This window comes from Embleya sp. NBC_00896 (assembly GCF_045207785.1).
Lineage (GTDB): Bacteria > Actinomycetota > Actinomycetes > Streptomycetales > Streptomycetaceae > Embleya.
Window position 1 is genome coordinate 736,472 of sequence record NZ_CP108776.1, and the last position, 19,858, is coordinate 756,329.

Sequence of the window (19,858 nt, forward strand, 5' to 3'; positions counted from 1 at the left end):
TGGGGTCGGGGAATCCCCGTGATCCGCAGGAACAACGCACGAGCGGGTGCGCACGACGTTGGGCGCGCCCGCTCGGCGGTTCGGGACTACCCCCGCGCGCGCACGCGCCACGTGCGCAGTGTGGGCGAGGTGCCGTCCGGGGCGGTCTCCTCGTCCAGGCACTCCCCCGTGCGGAGGTCGAAGACCTGCTTGTACATCGGCGACGCGACGGTCGGCACGTCGCCGCGTCGGCCCACGATGCCGCGCGACATGACGTACGCGCCGCTGAACGGGTCGCGGTTGGCGAGGGCGTACAGCTCGCCCGAGCGGTCCCGGAAGACGGCGACCTGCTCGCCCTCGATCAGGGCCGCGACGCCGCGGCCGGGGATCAGGTGGGTGTACGGGCAGACCGCGGTCCAGCCGGTCCCGGTCGCGATCTCGACGGTCGTCTCGACGGTGGTCTCGGTGGTCGTCATCGGCTGCGTACCTCCAGCTTTTCGAACAGCACGGGCTTGATCTGGTCCCGCTCGGCGGTGAACCGCACGGTCGGGTCGGGCGTACCGGGCGCGTTGGCGAACGACACGAAGCGGCGGACCCGTTCGGGGTCGGCCAGCGTCGCCGCCCATTCGTCCGCGTAGGTCTCGACGTGCCGGCCCATCAGCTCGTCCAGGTCCGCGCAGATGCCGAGCGAGTCGTCCATGATCACCGCGCGCACGTGGTCGAGGCCGCCCTCGATCCGCTCCAGCCACGGCGCGGTGCGCTCCAGGCGGTCGGCGGTGCGGATGTAGAACATCAGGAAGCGGTCGATCGTGCGGATCAGCGTGTCGTGGTCGAGATCGGTCGCCAGCAGGTCGGCGTGCCGCGGGGTCATCCCGCCGTTGCCGCCGACGTACAGGTTCCAGCCCTCGGAGGTGGCGATCACCCCGAAGTCCTTGCTCTGCGCCTCGGCGCACTCGCGGGCGCAGCCGCTCACCGCCGACTTGAGCTTGTGCGGCGAACGCAGGCCCCGGTAGCGCAGTTCGAGCTCGATCGCGAGCGCGACCGAGTCCTGCACGCCGTAGCGGCACCAGGTCTGCCCGACGCACGACTTCACCGTGCGCAGCGCCTTGCCGTACGCGTGGCCCGACTCGAATCCGGCCGCCACGAGCCGGCTCCAGATCAGCGGGAGCTGGTCCACGGTGGCACCGAACATGTCGATCCGCTGCCCGCCGGTGATCTTCGTGTAGAGGCCGAAGTCGCGGGCGATCTCGCCGATCGTGATCAGCCCCTCGGGGGTGACCTCGCCGCCGGGGATCCGCGGCACCACCGAATAGGAGCCGTTGCGTTGGATGTTGGCGAGGAAGTGGTCGTTGGTGTCCTGGAGCGAGGCCTGTTCGCCGTCCAGGATGTGGCCCTGGGCCAGACTGGCCAGGATCGAGCCGACGGTGGGCTTGCACACGTCGCAGCCGTCGGCGTCCGGGCCCTGGACGGTGCCGTGTTCGTCGATCAGGCGGGCGAACGTGGTGATGCCCTTGACCCGGATGATCTCGTACAGCTCGGCGCGGGTGTGGTTCGCGAAGTGCTCGCACACGCCGCGCATGGTCTCGATGCCGGCGGCGGCCAGTTCGTCCTTGACGATCGTGCCGATCAGCTTGACGCAACTGCCGCAGCCGGTACCGGCCTTGGTGCACTTCTTGACCGCGGGCACATCCACGCAGTCGTGCGCGGTGACCGCGTCGCGGATCGTCCCCTTGGTGACCGCGTGGCACGAGCACACCACGGCCGCGTCGGGCAGCGTGAACTGCACGGGCGCGCCGAGCGAGGCCGGCAGCACCAGTTGTTCCGGCGGCGCGGGGAGCGGGCTCCCGGTCAGCGGGCGCAGCGTGCCGTACGCGTCCGCGTCACCGACCAGCACGCCGCCGAGCAGGACGCCGTCCGCGCCGATCACGAGCTTCTTGTACACGCCGGCGAGCGCGTCGGAGTACACCACATCCAGGCAGCCCTCGGCGACGCCGTGCGCGTCGCCGAAGCTCGCCACGTCCACGCCGAGCAGCTTGAGCTTGGTCGAGAGGTCGGCGCCGGTGAAGGTCTTGTCGGGGTCGTCGACCTCGTCGGCGAGTTGTGCGGCGGCCACCTCGGCCATCGCGTAGCCCGGCGCCACCAGGCCGTACACCCGGCCGTCGACGGTCAGCGCGCACTCGCCGATGGCCAGCACGCTCGGGTCGCTCGTGCGGCAGTACTCGTCGACCACGATCCCGCCGCGCTCGCCGACGTCGAGGCCGGCCGCGCGGGCGAGCTGATCGCGCGGGCGTACTCCGGCGGAGAAGACCACCAGGTCGGTGGCCAGTTCGGTGCCGTCGGACAGGATCATCCCGGTGACCCGGCCCGCGGTGTCGGTGATGGCCTGGGTACCGGCGCCGGTGTGCACGGTCACGCCCAGATCCTGGATCTTGCGGCGCAGCAGCTCGCCACCGCCCTCGTCGATCTGCAGGGCCATCAGGCGCGGCGCGAACTCGACCACGTGGGTGTCCAGGCCCATCGCGGTGAGCGCCCCGGCGGCTTCGAGCCCGAGCAGTCCGCCGCCGACCACGACTCCGATCCGGGCGTCGGCGGCGGCGGCCTTGATCGCCTCCAGGTCCTCGATCGTGCGGTAGACGAAGCAGCCGGCGGTGTCGTGGCCGGGCACGGGCGGCACGAACGGATACGACCCGGTCGCCAGCACGAGGGTGTCGTAGGGGAAGGTGTGGCCGGCCCCGGTGGTGACGGTGCGCGCGGCGCGGTCGATCGTCTCGACGGGGTCGCCGAGTCGGATGTCGATCCCGTTCTCCCGCGCGAACTCCGCGCTGCACATCGATAGTTCGTCCGCGCTGGTGCCGGAGAACCACGAGGTCAGGTGCACTCGGTCGTAGGCGCGCCGGGGCTCCTCGGCCAGGACGGTCACCCGCGCGCCGGCCGGTGACCGCTCGGCCAGCGCCTCCAGGAAGCGCTGTCCGACCATCCCGTGGCCGACCAGGACCACGTTCGTCTGCTTGGCATCGGTCACGAGTGGGCTCCTTGAGTGGTGGAACGAGCGGGCCGGTCCGCGTCGGCGCCGGCGGCCTCCCGCGTGGGCGCCCTCGGCGGCCGGCCCTGGGCGCCGGCGGCCCCGGACCCACCGGACGGCCCGCCGGACAGCCCGCCGCCGGTCGAGGCGCGTGGGCCCGGACCGCTTCGCGTGGCGCGGCGGCGGAGGCCGGGTGTCCCGATCGGCACGACGAGTGGCGTCTTCATGTCGGAAGCCTCGCGACTCGCTGTTACGCATCCTGGTCCCGGATGTTGCGCGAGCGGTACGGCTGCCTCACCCCGGCGGGTGGAGACGGTGAGAACGGCGACACGATCGGGCGCCATTCGGATTCGAGCCCTAACCCCCAGGTGATCGGCCCGCAACACCCCCGTAACGCCGATCCGTCAACCTCACGGCATGGTTACTCGTACAGGCGCGACCGAACCCCTCGTCGGGCTCACGGTCGGGGTCACGGCCGCTCGACGCCGCGACGAACTCGTCACACTGCTGGAGCGGCGCGGCGCGAAGGTCGTGGGCACTCCGACGATGAGCATCGTCCCGTTGCGGGAGGACCACGTCCTGCGGCGGGCGACCGAGCGCTGCCTGACGGAGCGGCTCGACTACGTCGTGGCGACCACGGGCGTGGGCTGGCGCGGCTGGATGAACGCGGCCGAGGGGTGGGGGCGGTCGGACGAGGTGCTGCGGCTGTGCGCGGCGGCCACGGTGATCAGCCGCGGCCCGAAGGCCACCGGCGCGGTGCGCGCGTCCGGCCTGCGCGAGATGTACTCGCCCGGTTCGGAGGCCAACGACGAGCTCCTGCACTGGTTGCTCGCCCGGGATTTGCGGGGCCGGCGGATCGCGATCCAGGAGCACGGCGCGCCGCTGGAGGGCTTCGCCTCGGCGCTGCGCGAGCGCGGCGCCGAGGTGATCGAGCTGCCGGTCTACCGCTGGGGTCCACCGGAGGATCCGGCGGCGGTCCGCCGGTTGGTCGAACAGGTGGTCCGGGGCGAACTGCACGCGCTGACCTTCACGAGCGCGCCCGCGATCAGCGCGTTCCTGGAGACCGCCGGGGAGCTGAATCGGCGCGAGGAGGTGCTGGCCGCCTTGCGGACGGAACTCCTGCCGGTGTGTATCGGTTCGATCTGCGCGAAGCCGCTGCTGGACGAGGGCGTGGACGCGGTGTGGCCGGAGCGCGGCCGGCTGGGCTCGCTGGTGCGCACCGTGACCGAGACGCTTCCGGAGCGGGTCCGGCGCGAGTTGGACACCGGCACCGATCGGCTGGTCCTGCAGGGCAACGCGGTCCTGGTGCGGGGCGGGGTGATCTCGCTGTCACCGGTGCCGGCCGCGGTGCTGCGCGCGCTGGCCGAGAAGCCGGGCTGGGTGCTCAGTCGGGCCGAACTCCTGCGCCGGGTCTGGCGCGGAGCCTCCGCCGACGAGCACGCGGTGGAGGCGGCGGTCGCGCGCCTGCGCACCGCGTTGGGGCCGCACAAGGGTTTGATCAAGACCGTCACCAAGCGTGGTTACCGGCTGGCCGTGGCGAGCTGACCGAACCGCGTGACCACCCGAACCGCGTGGACCCTCCGGATGGCGTGGACCCTCCGGACGGCGTGCGCTCGCCGAACCGCTTGCGTTTGCCGTCGCGTCGACGGATCGCCGGGGCGCCGGAGCGCCGCCCAGGGCACGATACGCCGGAACTCCGGAGCGCCGCGCCCAAGGCGCGATTGCGGCGATTGCGCGGCCGTGCGCGAGTAGGCTTCCGGGGACGGAGCCCTCGGTCGAGTGGCGCGCGGTGTGGTGACTTCTGGGAACGGTGGACGCGGTGGCCTCCGGCGCGGACATGGCTCGTGTCCTGCGGAACCTGTCCGCCGGTTCCGGTCCGGATCTCATCGGTGGCGATCCGCACGACTGCGCCCGCGCGCTGGACGTCGACGGGATCGCCGTGTCGCTCGTCGTACCCGGCGCGGCCGGCGAACTGGTGTGGTCGACACCCGGTGTCGGCACCGCGTTGGACGACCTCCAGTCCACCCTCGGCGAAGGTCCGACGCCGGACGCGACCAGGAGTTGTGCGCTCGTCCTCGAATCCGATCTGACGCGGGTCCGCCGCGATCGCTGGCCGATCCTGTTACCCGCCGCGATCGAGTTGGGCGTGGGCGCGGTGTTCTGCTTCCCGCTGCGGCTCGGCGGCGCGTGTCCGGGTGTGCTGACTCTGCATCGGGGGGCGGTCGGACCGCTGTCGGCCGCCACGATGGACGACGCGCTCATCGTCGCGACCGCGTTGACGGCGGTCGTGCTCGACGGCGGTGCACGCGCCGACGCGTTCGCCGACGCGGAGTCGCCGACGCACCTGCATCGGGCGGTGGTGCATCAGGCCGGCGGCATGATCAGCGTGCAGGCGAGCGTGTCGGTCGAACAGGCGTTGGTGCTCTTGCGCGCGCACGCCTACCGCCACGATCGGCCGCTCCTGGAGGTCGCCGAGGACGTGGTGCGAAGGCGGTTGCGGTTCGCGCCGACGGACGGGGGCGCGTGAGGGCTCGCCGGCCGCGGCCGTGGGCGACACGCGAGATTGCGTTAAATGTCGGAATTGATGACAAGCCGAGCCGACCATGGACACGAAATGCGGACGAAAGCCGCTTCGATCCTCCTGGGAGTGCCCGTGCCATCGCCGCTCCACGCCGGTGATTCCCCGCGTCGAGGGTGCCCCACCCTCAGGAGTCCGCCCCGGTCCCCGCGGGCCGTACCGATTCCAGTGCCAGCAACAGGTCCACCCGATCCCGCGCCGAGAACAGGTCACGGCCCGTCAGATCCCGGACCCGGCCCATCCGTTGATGCAGCGTGCTCACGTGCACGCGCAGCATCGCCGCGCAGCGCTGCCACGAGCCGTTGACCGCCAGGAACGCCGCGAGCGTGCCGACCAGATCGGTCCCGTGCTCGGCGTCGTACCCGCGCAGGCCGCCCAGGACGCGGTCGGCGAACACCGCGCGGACGCGCTCCGGCACCGCCGCGAGCAGGGCCGGGTACGCGTCGATCTCGTGGCCGGCGGCGACCGCGAGCCGGCCGGGGCGCGCCCACGCGAGGTCCCGCGCGCCCCTGGCCTCGGCCAATGCCGTCCCCCACGTGGGGGACGTGCCCCCGATCCCCACCGCGACCCGCTCCCGCCCGAGCAAGGGCTCCCACCACCGCGCCGCCCGCTCCAAAGCGCGGGCGATCCGCCCCGCCCCGCCGGGCCCGGCCGACGCGAACACGACCGACTCCTCCTTGCCGTGCGCCACCACCCACCGCGCCGCCGGATCGGCCGCCAGGACGTGCTCGATCAGATCCTCGACCAGCCGCCCCGTCACCGCGTCCGCCGCCTCGCCGGCCGAGCAGCACACGATCGGCACCGCCTCGGCCGCGACGCCCGCCGCGGCCAGCCGGGCCCGTACCTCTGCCGGCTCGGCACCCGATTCGACCAGGTCGACGAGCTCCCACGCGTGCGCGCGCTCGGCGGTCAGGCGTTCGGCGCGCCGCGCGCCCGCGAGGACGAGCAGGTCGGTGCTCTGCGCGAGCGCCGGGTCGGCGGTCCGGTCGCCGGCGCACACCAGGTAGCCCACGAGGGCCGGCCCCCGCCCGAGCGCGAAGACCGTGTTCCCGCCGACCACGACCGGCAGGCGCTCCGCCGCGAGCGCGGCCCGCGCGATCTCGGCCGCACCCGACATCGGGCCCGCCGCCGCGAGCACCCGCCCGGCGGGCGACACCACCCGGCAGGCCGCGCCGAGTTCGCTCGCCAGCAGGTCGACCAGGTCCTGGGTGTCCGCGCCCTCGGCCACCGCCGCGATCAGGCCGCGCTGCCGGCGCAACAACCGCTCGGCGCCGAGCGCGCGTTCGGCGCCGACCCGGGCCGCGACGACGGCCGCGATCCGGTCGTACGCGAGCGCGCGCGGCGCCAGGAACAGCGGCAGCCCGGCCCGCCCGCACGCCTCCACCAGCGCGTGCGGCACATCGCCGAGCACCACCATCGCGGCCGCGCCGCCGCCCGCGAGGACCCGGACGAACCGCGCGGGGTCCTCGCCGCAGCCGGCCGCGCCGACCACCACGAGCTCGCCGGCGGCGAGTTCCCGCCCCGAACCGGGCAGGTTGGCCGGATACACACCGCGCACCTCGCGCCCGGGCCCCTCCGTACCCGCCAACAGGGCCAGTCGCAGCTCGGGTATGCCCAAAAGTTCCTCGACCCGCACCGCCGTGCCCCCAAGCCCTCGCCCATCGTCGTCCGATGATCGTATGAACACGGAGCGGCACGGACACTGTCCTTCCGGATCCACGCGACACGCCTCACACCCGAACCCCGATCGCGCCGGCCCGGGTGCGCGAGAAGCACGCCGGGTTCGGGACCGACGAGCGCGCGGTCAGGCGTACAGCCCGATGATCGCCGCCGCGGTCTCGGCGGCGGTCCGGCGGGCCTCCGGCGGGTCCAAGACTTCGACGTCCGTGCCGAACTGGAGCAGTTGGCGGACCGCGCCCAGCGCGGGATAGCCGAGCTCGACCGTCACCCACTCGGCGTCGTACTCCTCTGGCGGTGTCGCGATCCAGGCCCCGATGATCCGGACGAACATGTCCAGCCGCGACCGCCGCACCCGGGCCCGGACCCGGACCGCGGCCGGCTGCTCGTCGACGTCGCGGCGCAACCCGTGCCACACCTGGGCCAATTCGACCCCGTCCCGGCGCCGCACCGGTTCGTCGGTGACGGTCAGCGCGGTGAGCCGGTCGGTGTGGAACAGCCGCGGCGCGCCGGCCCGGTCCGCGACCAGGTACCACGTGCCGGCCTTGGCCACGAGCCCGTACGGGTCGACGGTGTACGTCCGCGCCGTGCTCGCGCCGCTGCGCCGGTAGCGGATCCGCAGCCGCCGGTCCGCGAACACCGCGTCCTGCAACGCGCCGACGTCCACCGAGGGGCGCGGCCCCACCATCCACCGCTGGGGGTCGATCAGCACCCGGCGGGTCATCTCCTCGGCGGCCGGCCGATGCGGCGCGGGCAACGCGACCATCACCTTGCGCAGCGCCGAGCCGAGCGCGCCGTCGAGCCCGAGGGCCGCGTGGGCGCCCTGCTCGGCGAGCACGAACAGGGCGCGGGCCTCGTCCGAGGTCAGGCCCGTGACATCGGTGCGGAACCCGGGCAGCAACGAGATCCCGCCGTGCCGGCCGCGCTCGGCGTACACCGGCACGCCGGCCGTGGACAACGCCTCGACGTCGCGGTAGATGGTCCGCGCCGACACCTCCAGCCGCTCGGCCAACTCGGCCGCCGGGACGCGGCCTCGGGTCTGGAGGAGCAGCAGGATGGAGAGCAGCCGATCGGATTTCACGCGTCCAAGGATGCGCCCTCGACGTGGTCGACCGACCCCCGCCAAGTACCTATACACGACTGATTCCGTGGCGCCCGCGCGTCCGTAGCGTCTTCCTTGTCGGACCGAGGCCCTCCTCGAACCGTCTCGAAGCCCCTCACGGAGGACGCATCATGACCGCCTACGCGATCGCCCAGCTGACCATCAACGAGCAGCACCCCGACATCCAGGTCTACATCGACAAGATCCAGGCCACGATGGACCCGTTCCAGGGGCGCTTCCTGGTCCACGGCGGCAAGCACGAGCTGCTCGAGGGCGAGCCGAACCCCGACTACCTGGTAATGCTCGAGTTCCCGTCGACGGAGCTCGCGAAGGACTGGTACGCCTCCCCCGCATACCTGGAGATCCTGCCGCTGCGCACGGACCACATCTCGGGCACCGTAATCGTCGTCGAAGGCGTCCCGGAGGGCTACCGCACGGGCGCGTGACCCGGCCGCGCCGCGGACCGGCCCACGACGACCGACCCCTGATCTCCCCCCGGCCGCGCTTCCTTCCCCATGGGCGCCGCCGGACCTGGGAAAAGCCTCGCCCGGCCCGACCAACGTCATCGGCCGGGCGAGGCCATGCCCACGTGCGCCGACTGCCGGTCACGACTGGCCGCCACTCCCGGGTACGGGTACGGGTACGGCTACCGGACCGTGCCGCTCACGCCGCCGAGGTCGACCGCTGGTCGCGGCCCCGATGCCGGCGGAGGGTCCGGGCCGCGCGTGGTGGACCCGGCGTCAGGGGGTGATTCGGAGGCTACGACGATCTTCCCGATCAATGGTCGAGCCCTCCACCGCGCGGTGGACTTCGCGGAGGGTTTCCGGGGTGATCGGGGTGAGCTTGCGGGTCGGGTCGTACGCGGGACGCCCGCGTCGAAGAGCTCGGCCGCCGCGTCGAGCCGTTCGCGCCGCTCGGCGTCAGACCGCGCGCAGCGCTCCCGGGTGCCGGCCCGTCAGGTGGTCGAGGGCGGCGGAGGTGGCCTCGTCGACCGGGAGGTAGACCAGCAGGCTCTGGTCGGCGTCGGCCAGGTCGAGGATCTCGCGCTCCAGGCGCAGCTCGCCCGCCTCGGGATGGACCAGGCGTTCGACACCGACCCGGCGGGGTGGGGCGGAGGGGGCGGCGAGGCGGGTGGTGAAGGGGGTCCCGGCGGAGACGGCCAGGCCGTCGAGGAAGTCGAGGACGTACGGGTCCGAGAAGGAGGACGCCATCCGCAGGACCGCGGCGTGTTCGTCGGCTATGCGCTCCCAGTCGGGGTAGGCCGCGCGGGCCCGGGGGTCGGTGAACACGTAGCGCGGGAGGTTGGGCTCGTCGTGGTCCAGGATCCCGAGCGGGCCCGCGAGCCGTTCGTAGCCGTTGGTGCAGGCGAGTACGTCGCCGAGCCGGTTGACCAGCAGCGCCGGCGCCGGTTCGAGCCGGTCGAGCAGCGCGCGCACGGTGGGCCGTACCGAACGCGCCGGCGGGGCGCCGGCGGTGCAGGGGAACATGTCGCCTGCGGCCGTCTTGGCGAGGTGGCGCACGTGGACGCGCTCGTCCGCGGACAGCCGGAGCGCGTCGGCGAGCGCCGCGAGGACCTGGCCGGACGGGCGGCGGTCCCGCCCCTGTTCGAGGCGCGCCAGGTACTCGACGCTGACCCCCGCGAGGGTCGCCAACTCGGACCGGCGCAGGCCCGGAGTACGCCGTCGGGCGACGTCGGGCAGCCCGACGTCGGCGGGCTTGACCGCCTCGCGACGGGCGCGGAGGTAGGTACCCAGTTCGTTCTCGCTCACGGCTCGCAGTCTAGGCCGAGCGAGGGCGCGCGATCGTAGCCCTGGCAGTGCCCGTCTGGGCGCGGCCTTCCTCGGTCGCGGACGAACGACGACGGTGGAGGCACGCACTCGGCCGCCATGGGACCGGGGGCTTGCCAGTGCCGCGCCAGTTCGCTTCGGCACTCGCCTCGACACGCGCTTCGGAGACCACTTTCGGGTCGGCTTCCGAACGCCAGGAAGGCCCGTCTCCGAGTGCCGCCCGGGCCTTCTCGGGAGCTTTCTTTCGAACCTTCTTCCGAATCTCCTGTCGAACTCCCCGCCGAACCCCTCTCGAACTCCCTGCCGACCCCCATTTCGAACTCTCGTACGAACTCCCGTTCGCCACACCGAGGAATCGCATGTTCATCGCGTACATCGTCGTGGGCGGCCTGCTCGCCGCAGTGCTCACCGCCTCCGCGGTACTGACCTTCACCCGCAACGCACAGATCGTCACCGAGATGGCCGAACTGGGCGTCCCCGTCGGCTGGTTCCCGGGCCTCGCCGCGGCCAAGGCGGCCGGCGTCGTCGGCCTGGTCGCCGGCCTGGTCGTACCCGCGTTGGGGATCGCCGCCGCGGTCGGCCTGATCCTGTACTTCATCGGCGCCGTCGTCACCCACCTCCGCGCGCACAACCACGCCATCGCCGTGCCGACGGTGATCTGCCTCGCCGCGGTCGCGGCCCTGGTCCTGCGGGTGGCGTCGGCATGACGCCGTGGGCCGCCGTCGCGGTGCTCCGCTCAGTGGTCGTGACGTCTCACCGGCAGCCGTTGGATGTCGGTGACGGCGTCGGCGAGCACGGCGAGTTGGCGGCGGAAGGTGACGAAGTCGCGGGACTGCCATGCGGCGGCGGCGCGTTCGAGCGCGTCCTCGACCGCATGCTCGTAGTGCGCCCGAGTCGCCTCGTCCACGACGGACAGCACCGCGGCGTCGATGTGCGGGCGCAGCGGACTGTCGTCGATGACGATGCGAACGTTCGGGCGGTCCATGGGTTCACGGTGGCAGCACCGCATCGTCTTCGGCAGCCGGCGCACAGGGCGCGCATCGGGGCGGGCGGCACGTCGTTCGGGCCCGACACCGGCGCCTTCGGCGCTCGCCGAGCGCCCGGGCGCGAGTCGCCGGTCGATGGCGGCGGTCAGTCGATGCGGTCAGTCGCCGGTCGGTGCGGTCGGGGTCGTTGATGCGGCCGGTGCTTGGGTCGGTGCTTCCTTTGCTGCCTCGTCTGCTGCCTCGTCCGGTATCTCGACCGCCGCGCGCAGGGCCGCGACCGTGGTCGTGGTGAGGCGGTCGAGATAGTCGTCGGTCAGCGGCGTTCGGGTCACGGCCAAGCGCCAGTAGAGCGGGCCGATGATGAGGTCGAGGGCAGGCTCGACGTCGGTGTCCGGGGGGAGTTCGCCGCGCTCGCCGGCGGCCAGGAGCACGGTGGTGCCGAGCCGGCGCTGGGTGCCGTGCAGAACGGTGTCGAGCTTGCGGGTGATCTCCGGGTTGCGGGCCGCCTCGGCCAGCAGGTCGGGGATGATCTGCGACGCCAGCGGGTGCAGCAGGGCGCGCGCGGCCATGCCGAGCAGCAGCCGCAGATCGCCGCGCAGGGTCCCGGTGTCCGGGGCGGGGAGGTCCTGTACCGCGACCGCCAGGATCAGGTCGACGACCATGTCGAGCTTGGCCGGCCAGCGACGGTAGACCGCCGTCTTGCCGACGCCGGCCCGGCGCGCGACCGCCTCGATCGACATCCGCCCGTACCCGACCGCGGCCAACTCCTCGAACACCGCGCCGCGGATCGCCGCGGTGACGTCCTCGCGCAGGACTGCGGCTCCGGCGGGGGCTCGGCGGGGCGCGGATCTCGGGGCGGGGGGCATGCGGCGATCCTACTGCGACACGACGATACGGTTGCGTTCTATCGTAACTCTGGCTACCGTCCCGGAAGGGGGTCGACGGACAAGGGTGGGTGAGCGGCGATGACCGAGCGGACCCCTGGGGGCAGCGACCCCGACGCGGAGACGGTGCTGTTGGCCAGGCTCGACGCGCTGGGCGTCCTCGACGGACCCGGCATGTCCGGGACCTCCGGCACCCCTGGCACCCTTGGCGCCTTCGGCACCCCCACCGCCGCCCGCGACCCTCGCGGTCCCGAGACGCCGTCCCGACCGCGCCCCGCGGTCGGCCCCGCCCGGCTCCCGGGCCGGCATCGCCGCAAGCGCGGCCCCGCCGGCGGCGTGGCCGGCGCCGGCCTGATGATGGCGGCCGGCACCATCCTGTCCCGCGCCACCGGCATGCTCCGTACGGTGCTGATCGTCGCGGCACTGGGCACCGCCGGCGCGGCGGACGCGTACAACGTGGCCAACACCATCCCCAACATGCTGTTCACGCTGCTCGCCGGCGGCGCGCTCAACGCCGTGTTCGTGCCGCGGATGATCCGCGCGATGCGCGACGAGCGCGAGGGCGAGGCCTACGCGAACCGCCTGCTGACCCTGACCGTGCTGGTCCTCGGCACGGTCACCGTGGTCGCGATGTTCGCCGCGCCGCTGCTCATCCGACTGACCGGCGGGCAACTGCCCACCGGCACCTCGGGACAGGGCTACGAGTCGGCGGTGACGTTCGCGCGCTACTGCCTGCCGCAGATCTTCTTCTACGGCGTGTTCACCGTCGTCGGGCAGATCCTCAACGCCCGCGGCCGGTTCGGCTCGATGATGTGGACGCCGGTGCTCAACAACGTCGTGGTCATCGCCACGTTCGCCCTGTTCATCGCGTTCACCAGGGACGGCGGCGCGCAGGGCCTGTCGGCGGAGCAGACCCGACTGCTCGGGATCGGCACCACGCTGGGCATCGTGGTCCAGGCGGCCTGCCTGTTCCCCTACCTGCGGGCGACGGGCCTGCGCCTGCGGCCCAGGTTCGACTGGCGCGGCAGCGGGCTGCGCCAGGACGCCCGACTCGCGCGCTGGACGCTCCTGTTCGCCCTGGTCAACCAGATCGGGTTCACCGTCGTGGTCAATCTGTCGGTGGCCGCGGGCGCGGCTGCGGAGCGGGCCGGCGCGAGCGGCGGGTCCGGGTACACGCCGTACGGGAACGCGCAGACACTGTGGATACTGCCGCAATCGGTGATCACCGTGTCCCTGGTGACCGCGCTGTTCCCGAGGATGTGCCGGGCCGTCTCCGACCACCGCCCCCACGACCTGCGCGAACAGCTCTCGCGGAGCCTGCGCGTGTCCGGCGTGGCGATCGTGCCGGCGGCGTTCGCGCTGTTGTGCTTCGGGCCGCAGCTCACCGAGCTGTTGTTCCGACACGGCGGCACGGGCCACGCCGACGTCACCGTGATGGCCCAGGTGCTGGCGGGGTTCTCGCTCGGCCTGATCCCGTTCTCCGCGCAGTACGTGCTGCTGCGCGGCTTCTACGCGATGGAGGACACCCGGACACCGTTCCTCGCCGCCGTGTGGATCGCCGCCGTGAACGCCGGACTGTCCGGCCTGGCCTATCTTGTGCTGCCGGCCCGGTGGGCGGTGGTGGGCATGGCGGTCGCGTACACGCTGGCCTACACCGTCGGCCTCGCGGTGACCGCGCACCGGCTGCGCCGCCGGATCAAGGGTGCCCGGGGCCGAATCACCGCCCGGACGTACGGCCGGCTGATCATCGCCGGCGCGGTGGCGGGCGCGGCGGGCCTGGCCGCGACCCGGCCGCTGACCGCCGCACTCGACGGGGCCGACCTGGCCGCGCTCCAACTCGCCCTGGGCGGGGCGGTCATGGCGGCGGCGTTCGTCGGGCTCGGCCGGGCGCTGCGCATCCACGAGGTCACGGCGGCGGTCGGCACGGCCCGAACCCGATTGGGTTGGTAGGGCGAGTACGGCGTCACGCCGCCACGAGCACGAGCGCCCCTACGCGGACTGAGACCGAATCCACCGCCGCCGCAGCCTTCGCGGCCGGCGGGAGGTCCGCTTCTTGCCGGCGGGCTCGCCGGTCGTAGCTGATCCGGACGCCGAACGCGCGACGAAAGAAGCCGCAGGCATGGGCGGGAGGGCCCACCAAGATTTCTTCGGCCCCGGTCAACCGATCCGACGCGTCCCGACTCGTAACGGGTGTAGGTCGAGAGCGGGGGACGGATGCACAGAGACGACAGTAAATCGGCCGACACCGAGGTCCGGGCCGAAGCCTCCGCCAAAGCCGGAAGCAAGGCTGGGACCAAGGACGAGACCAAGGATGAGACCAAAGGCCCGACCGATGCCGAGCGGGAGTTCGTCGACTACGCCGAACGCAGCCAACGCGGCCTCTACCGCCTCGCCTTTCTGCTGTCGGGCAGGCGGGAGAGCGCGCAGGACCTGACCCAGACGACGCTCGCCCAGATGTACCGCTACTGGCGCCGGGCCACCCAGGTCGCCGACCTGGACGCCTACGCCCGCACCATCCTGCTTCGGGCCTTCTTCGCCGAGCAGCGCCGATTCCGCCGCGAGCGGGACCTGCACCTGCTGATGGACGCGCCCCGAGCCCCCGACCACCCCGAGGTGCGGCTCGCGCTCCTCGACGCGCTCGCGCAACTGCCGCCGCGCAGCCGCGCCGTCGTGGCCCTCCGGCACTGGGTGGACCTGAGTGTCGAGGACACCGCCGCACACCTGGGCTGTTCCACCGGAACGGTCAAGAGTCTGAATTCGCGTGCGCTGGTACGGCTGCGCGAACTGCTGCCCGAGCACGTATGGGAGGAGTACAGGCATGGAGCATGAACACGTCCACGCGCTGCTGGACGACCTGGTCCACGACGAGGAACCGGACACCGCCACAACGCTGTTGGCGCTCCGGGCCGGCCGGCGCGCCCGCAAGGCGGCCCGCGTGCGCACCACGATCCTCGGCGTCGCGGCCGCCATCGTCGTGCTCGTCCTCGCCGGCTGGGCGGCGACGCGGATCGGCGACGACGCCGCGCGCACGCACGAACTCAGCCCCGCCGCATGGCCGTCCGACTCGCCGCTCGCGCCACCGACCAAGTGGTACCCCACGGTCCACATGTCGGCCGGCGACGACTCGAAGCCGCCCCGACAGAGCGACGAACAGCGCGCACTGCGCCGGTCGTTCGAGCATCGCGCGGCCGAAGTCCTGGGCGAGGTACTGCCCTTGGCCGGTCGGACCAGCGTCGCCGACGACCTGTTCGCGACCTACCGGATCGACACGCCGCAAGGGCGCTACGCGATCAGGATCTCCGCGCTGCCGCTCCAGGGGAGCGTCATTCCCGACTACGAGTCGTGCGCCGCGTACAACCGCCTGCGTTCCGCCGATCGGAACTGCGTACAAGCGGCACTTCCCGGCGGCGCCACCGCCCTTGTCGCCCGGTCCGAATCCCAACCGCCTGGGGGCCCGAATACCCCGGAAGCCAACTTCCTGTACCGGGACATGTACGTGACGGTGCGCTTCCCCTCCGTCGGCGACCACCAGATCGCGCCGCCGATCGCCCCCGACGCCCTGCTCGCCGCCGTCGTGGACGCGCGCTTCGTGCGACTCCTCGACTTCCTCGCCGAGCACCCCGGCCTGGACGGCTACGAGCACACCCGAGTGTCCGCGTCGCGGGGGCCTTCCGACTCGCCCTGAGCCGGCCCTCGGCCGGTCACGTCCCGGGCTTGCGGCCGTACACGTACACCTCGTCGCCGGTACGCAGCAGGCCCCAGTACGCCTTGGCGTCGCCCGGTTGCATGTTGACGCAACCGTGCGATCCGGGCGGGGCCGTGATCGCGCCGGTGATCGAGTGGAACGCGATGCCGCCGTCGAAGAATTGGCTGTAGGGCATCTCGACGTCGTAGATCGTCGACCGGTGGTTCTGCGCACGCCAATAGACCTTGTGCAGGCCGGTCCGCGTCTCGTAGCCGTCACGGCCCGAACGGATGGCGACCGGGCCGTAGACCGTCTTCGCGCCGTCCTGGATCCAGCTGACCTGTCGGCCGAGGTCCACGCACGCGATCCGGCCGACGTCGGTCGGACATGTGCCGTCCGTGCCGGCCGCCTTGCGTTGGAGGGCGCGGTACGTGATGGGGCCGGCGTACCCGGCGGCGGGACGGACGCCGTTCTCGGCCTGGAACGCGCGGATCGTCCGGCAGTCGGCGGCGGACTGCCGGCCGTCGACCTTGAGCCCGAGCGCCTTCTCCACTTGACGCTGGTACGGCCCGGTCCCGGCATTGCAGGCCGAACCGGCGGCACTTGCGGGCGCGGCCAGGACGACGGTCAACGGCACGACGACACCGGTGACGGCGGCGACCACGCCCGCTCGTAGGCCCACGCGGGTGAATATGCTCATCGGTTCCCCTTGGCTCGTTCGACTGGTCACTGACGGATGTGACACCTTGTACGATCCGTCATTCTGACGCAGGGTCATCGAAGCCGTAAACCAACCGGGCGATTCGACCGCATCGGCGAGGCATGTCGCCGCCCGCGAACTCCGGCGCCGAAGGAACCCCGTCCGGCAGAGCAAAGGCGAGGGCGAAGGCAAAGACCAAAGCAAGGACCAAGGCAAGACCCGGGTGATCACCCGTGCGATCGGCCCTCGCTCACGGACGGCCCGGCTCCCCGCCGTTGTCGCGGCCGCCGCGCTGCCCGCCCGAGGCGTGGTGCGCTCGGCGGTAGGCGCGAGGGCTGGTGCCGGTGAGGGTGCGGAAGTGGAGGCGCAGGGCGGCCGGTGAGGTGAACCCCGTGCGGGCCGCTACGCGCTCGATGGGGATGTCCGTCTCCTTCAGCAGACGTTGCGCCTCTTGGAGGCGTGCGCGGAGCAGGTATTGAAGCGGGCTCAGGCCGGTGTGGGCACGAAAACGGCGGGTGAGACTGCTGATGCTGGTCTGCGCGTGGTTGGCGATGTCGGAGAGGGTGAGGGGGAGATGGAGGCGGGTCTCGATCCACCGCAGGGTCGGTTCGAGGCCGACGCTTTCCGTGATCTCCCGGTCGATGGTCTCCCGCACGTCGTCCGCGTAGAGGTGCAGCGGCGTGACGAGTTCCCGGCCCGTCTCGTCGGCCACCCGGCGACCGTGATCACGGCCCAGGATGTGCAGGCAGACGTCCATGCCCCCGAAGACGCCCGCGGCCGTGAGGAACGGCCCGTCCTCGACCGCGGTGCCGAGCGGCTCGACGTCGATGCGGGGATGGAGTCTCGCCAGTTCCTCGGCGTGGCGCCGGCCGGTCGTGGCGCGCCGCCCGTCGAGGAGCCCGGTGGCCGCGAGGGTGAACGTCCCGGTGCCGACGGCGGCGATCCGGCTCCCGCGGTCCGCCGCCGCACGGAGCGCGGCGAGAACACCCGCCGGCGGCTCGTCACGATAGCCGCGGTGGCCGAGGACCAGCACGATGTCCGCGTCCGCGAGGCCCTCCAGGCCCAAAGGCGTGCCGACGCGGAGCGGGGCCGGGGCGCCGGTCGCCCGCAGGCCGGGCGCCGCACAGAGCCTGATCTCGTACCTCACGTCGTGGTGATCGCGGCAGGCGGTCCCGAACACCAGGCCGGGGGTGGTGAGCTGATGCCCCGGGACCCCGTCGAGGGCGAGGACGGCGATCACTGACATGGCTCGAATCTAGTGCCCTGACCGGAAAGGCTCGCCGCGGCCGCATCGGCGCCGGCTCCTGTGCCGGCAACGGCGGGCCGGAGCCCGGGCCCCGGCCCGCGCAACGGTGGGCCCGAACCCGAGCGCCGGCGGCCCGGGACGGGGGCCGCCGGCGCGGAGGCGGGGGCGACCCCCGCCCTCAGGTCAGCTGTTCTCGCGGATCGTCTTCCGGATCCACTCCGCGTACGCGGGCACATTGCTGTAGAGCCCCGGGCCGGTCGAGCACTCCGGCTTCCAGTCGCCGTCCCCCGAGGTCGCCCCGATGAGTTCCCAGCGGCCGTTCTTCGCCCGCTGAAGCTGCGGGCCGCCGGAGTCCCCGAAGCACGCCATGGCTCCCGGCTTCGGGCTGACCGTGCACAGCCGGGTCGCTCCGGCGCGGCCGAAGCACTCGGCATCGGTGCCCACGCGGGTGTTCAACTGCTGGAGCCGATCGGGGAACACCGCATCGTCGAGCGGCCCGTCGACGATGGTGCCGAAGCCGAGAATCCGGGTGGGCGTACCGGCCGGTCCCGCGTTCTTGGCGATCTTGATGGGCTTCTGGGAGACCGGGCGGTCCAGGCGGATCAGCGCGAGGTCGTTCACGTTGGGTCCGCCGTCCTCACCACCCAGCTTGTAGCCCGGGTGGGTCACGATCCTGTCGATGCCCCGGACCGTGCCACCCGTGGTGCGGTTCGGGCTGCCGATCCGCACCTTGCCCTCCAGGACGATCGGCAACTCGGGATCGACACAGTGCCCCGCGGTGAGCACCCACTGCCGATCGATCAGCGTCGCCCCGCACTGGGCGTCGACTCCTGCCGCCTTCTGGGGAAGCGTCGCCATGAACGGATAAGGCTCGGTCGAGTCCTTCCCGTTGACGATGGCTCCGGCGCTGCCGACCATCGCCGTGGTGCCCAGGACGGCCGCCGCGCCGACCACGGCGACCGCTTTCGCGAGCAGGCGGCGCCTGCGCGGGGGCTGGGCTTCGGGGGCCGGCCGGGAGTTCGCGTTGCGCATGTGACGACCTTTCGAGAGCTGTGGTACGGCGGTGTACGGGCCGGGCGCTCTTCCCGCGCCTCCGTCCCTGACCACTGCCATCCTCTGCACCGGGGCCGGCCGGAAAAAGCCGCCACAATGTCATCCTCGGCTAGATTCCGGACATGTCAGTGATCGCTGTCCTCGCCCTCGACGGGGTCCCCGGGCACCAGCTCACCGCGCCCGGGTTCGCCTTCGCCACCGCCGCGCGGCATCACCCCCCAGTCGCCTACGACCTGCGGATCTGCACCGCCCCGGGGTTCAAGGGGACGGGCGGTCCCGGTTCCTTCCGCGTCGAGACCCCCTGGGGTCTGGAGGGACTCGACGACGCCGACACGGTGCTACTGCCGGGACACGAGGGCTTCCGCGACGAACCTCCGCCCGAAATCGTCGACGCCCTCCGCGCCGCCGCCGCGCGCGGAAGCCGCATCGGCGCCGTCGGCACCGGGACGTTCACGCTCGCGGCCACCGGTCTCCTCGACGGCCGCCGCGCCGCCACCAGCCGCCGGAACACGGAAGAACTCGCCCGTCTCCACCCTCTTATCGAGGTCGACCCCGAGGGTGCGGTCGTCGCGGACGGCCCCTGCCACAGCGCCGCCGGTGTCTTCGGCGGCATCGATCTCTGCCTCCATCTGATCACTCTGGACCACGGCGAGCCCGTGGCCATCGAAACCGAGCGGCAGCTGTTCATGCAGCTTCACGCCCAGGCCGACGACCCCGCGTTCGATGCGGCGACGAACGCGCTGTACAACGCCGTCACCCCGCCCGGCAGCAGCATCGAACCGACCACACGGTGGATGGAGGCCAACCTCCACCATCCGCTGACTCTCACCGACATCGCCGCCCACGCGGGACTCGGCGTCCGCAACCTGACCCGCCGCTTCCGCGCCGAGACCGGCCTCACCCCGCTCCAGTACCTGCTCCGCACGCGTATCCAGCGGGCACAACGACTCCTCGAACGCACCGATGACCCCGTGGAGCGCATCGCGGCACAGACCGGCCTCGGCACACCCGCCAACCTGCGCGGTCACTTCCAGCGCTTGACGGGCACCAACCCCAGCACCTACCGCACGGCCTTCCGTTCACTCGTCGCCACCTTCACCGGGTCGGATCCGGTGCCGTGACCGGGAACATTCACCGATTCCCGGCCACGGCACCGGCG

The 19,858-nt window shown here is 72.6% G+C and carries 18 protein-coding genes; 8 read left to right on the forward strand and 10 right to left on the reverse strand.

The features are described 5' to 3' along the window. Positions 1-86: 86 nt before the first annotated feature. Both nirD and nirB read right to left on the reverse strand, forming a co-directional pair. Positions 87-455 (reverse strand): nitrite reductase small subunit NirD, encoded by a 369-nt coding sequence (gene nirD, locus OG928_RS03455; protein WP_406278991.1) that lies wholly within the window; start codon positions 453-455, stop codon positions 87-89. After that, positions 452-2,956 carry a nitrite reductase large subunit NirB gene (gene nirB, locus OG928_RS03460; protein ID WP_406290756.1) on the reverse strand — a complete coding sequence of 835 codons (2,505 nt, stop codon included), beginning with the start codon at positions 2,954-2,956 and terminating at the stop codon, positions 452-454. The genes nirD and nirB overlap by 4 nt, the downstream gene beginning before the upstream one ends. Positions 2,957-3,418: 462 nt before the next feature. On the opposite strand from nirB, the gene OG928_RS03465 reads away from it, so the two are divergent. Together OG928_RS03465 and OG928_RS03470 are read left to right on the forward strand one after the other, a co-directional pair. After that, a complete protein-coding gene (locus tag OG928_RS03465) occupies positions 3,419-4,546 on the forward strand; it encodes a uroporphyrinogen-III synthase (protein WP_406278994.1) in 1,128 nt (375 codons plus the stop codon). A gap of 292 nt (positions 4,547-4,838) precedes the next feature. Further along, positions 4,839-5,528, forward strand: a complete 690-nt coding sequence (locus OG928_RS03470) for an ANTAR domain-containing protein (protein WP_406278997.1) — start codon at positions 4,839-4,841, stop codon at positions 5,526-5,528. 178 nt (positions 5,529-5,706) lie between these two features. Here the strand turns inward: OG928_RS03470 and OG928_RS03475 are convergent, their stop codons facing one another. Both OG928_RS03475 and OG928_RS03480 read right to left on the reverse strand, forming a co-directional pair. After that, entirely contained in the window at positions 5,707-7,215 is a 1,509-nt protein-coding gene (locus OG928_RS03475) for a helix-turn-helix domain-containing protein (protein ID WP_406279000.1), read from the reverse strand. A gap of 168 nt (positions 7,216-7,383) precedes the next feature. After that, positions 7,384-8,337: a helix-turn-helix transcriptional regulator gene (locus tag OG928_RS03480; protein ID WP_406279003.1), complete on the reverse strand. Its 954-nt coding sequence runs from the start codon at positions 8,335-8,337 to the stop codon at positions 7,384-7,386. A gap of 152 nt (positions 8,338-8,489) precedes the next feature. On the opposite strand from OG928_RS03480, the gene OG928_RS03485 reads away from it, so the two are divergent. Next, positions 8,490-8,804 carry a DUF1330 domain-containing protein gene (locus OG928_RS03485; RefSeq protein ID WP_406279006.1) on the forward strand — a complete coding sequence of 105 codons (315 nt, stop codon included), beginning with the start codon at positions 8,490-8,492 and terminating at the stop codon, positions 8,802-8,804. A 474-nt stretch (positions 8,805-9,278) separates the two neighbouring features. Here OG928_RS03485 and OG928_RS03490 read toward each other — a convergent pair whose 3' ends face one another. Continuing rightward, the gene (locus OG928_RS03490; RefSeq protein ID WP_406279009.1) at positions 9,279-10,127 is read right to left on the reverse strand and encodes a helix-turn-helix domain-containing protein; all 849 of its coding nucleotides are present in this window, start codon (positions 10,125-10,127) and stop codon (positions 9,279-9,281) included. 377 nt (positions 10,128-10,504) lie between these two features. On the opposite strand from OG928_RS03490, the gene OG928_RS03495 reads away from it, so the two are divergent. Then, positions 10,505-10,852, forward strand: coding sequence for a DoxX family protein (locus OG928_RS03495; protein ID WP_406279012.1), 348 nt, complete (start codon positions 10,505-10,507; stop codon positions 10,850-10,852). A 29-nt stretch (positions 10,853-10,881) separates the two neighbouring features. Here the strand turns inward: OG928_RS03495 and OG928_RS03500 are convergent, their stop codons facing one another. Further along, the gene (locus tag OG928_RS03500; RefSeq protein ID WP_406279015.1) at positions 10,882-11,130 is read right to left on the reverse strand and encodes a hypothetical protein; all 249 of its coding nucleotides are present in this window, start codon (positions 11,128-11,130) and stop codon (positions 10,882-10,884) included. A gap of 159 nt (positions 11,131-11,289) precedes the next feature. Continuing rightward, positions 11,290-11,997 carry a TetR/AcrR family transcriptional regulator gene (locus tag OG928_RS03505; RefSeq protein WP_406279018.1) on the reverse strand — a complete coding sequence of 236 codons (708 nt, stop codon included), beginning with the start codon at positions 11,995-11,997 and terminating at the stop codon, positions 11,290-11,292. Between the two features lie 99 nt (positions 11,998-12,096). On the opposite strand from OG928_RS03505, the gene murJ reads away from it, so the two are divergent. The 3 genes from murJ to OG928_RS03520 all read left to right on the forward strand — a co-directional run bounded on the left by murJ (position 12,097) and on the right by OG928_RS03520 (position 15,700). Beyond that, positions 12,097-13,965, forward strand: coding sequence for a murein biosynthesis integral membrane protein MurJ (gene murJ, locus OG928_RS03510; RefSeq protein WP_406279021.1), 1,869 nt, complete (start codon positions 12,097-12,099; stop codon positions 13,963-13,965). Positions 13,966-14,229: 264 nt separating this feature from the next. Beyond that, entirely contained in the window at positions 14,230-14,844 is a 615-nt protein-coding gene (locus OG928_RS03515) for a sigma-70 family RNA polymerase sigma factor (RefSeq protein WP_406279024.1), read from the forward strand. Further along, positions 14,834-15,700 (forward strand): hypothetical protein, encoded by an 867-nt coding sequence (locus OG928_RS03520; protein ID WP_406279027.1) that lies wholly within the window; start codon positions 14,834-14,836, stop codon positions 15,698-15,700. Before OG928_RS03515 ends, OG928_RS03520 begins: the two co-directional genes overlap by 11 nt. Before the next feature lie 16 nt (positions 15,701-15,716). Here OG928_RS03520 and OG928_RS03525 read toward each other — a convergent pair whose 3' ends face one another. The 3 genes from OG928_RS03525 to OG928_RS03535 all read right to left on the reverse strand — a co-directional run bounded on the left by OG928_RS03525 (position 15,717) and on the right by OG928_RS03535 (position 18,678). Further along, entirely contained in the window at positions 15,717-16,400 is a 684-nt protein-coding gene (locus tag OG928_RS03525) for a L,D-transpeptidase family protein (RefSeq protein ID WP_406279030.1), read from the reverse strand. Positions 16,401-16,650: 250 nt separating this feature from the next. Further along, positions 16,651-17,646: a GlxA family transcriptional regulator gene (locus tag OG928_RS03530; RefSeq protein ID WP_406279033.1), complete on the reverse strand. Its 996-nt coding sequence runs from the start codon at positions 17,644-17,646 to the stop codon at positions 16,651-16,653. 183 nt (positions 17,647-17,829) lie between these two features. Beyond that, a complete protein-coding gene (locus OG928_RS03535; protein WP_406279036.1) occupies positions 17,830-18,678 on the reverse strand; it encodes a S1 family peptidase in 849 nt (282 codons plus the stop codon). A gap of 143 nt (positions 18,679-18,821) precedes the next feature. Here OG928_RS03535 and OG928_RS03540 point away from each other — a divergent pair, with 143 nt between their 5' ends. After that, positions 18,822-19,820, forward strand: a complete 999-nt coding sequence (locus tag OG928_RS03540; protein ID WP_406279039.1) for a GlxA family transcriptional regulator — start codon at positions 18,822-18,824, stop codon at positions 19,818-19,820. The last annotated feature ends 38 nt before the right edge of the window (positions 19,821-19,858 follow it).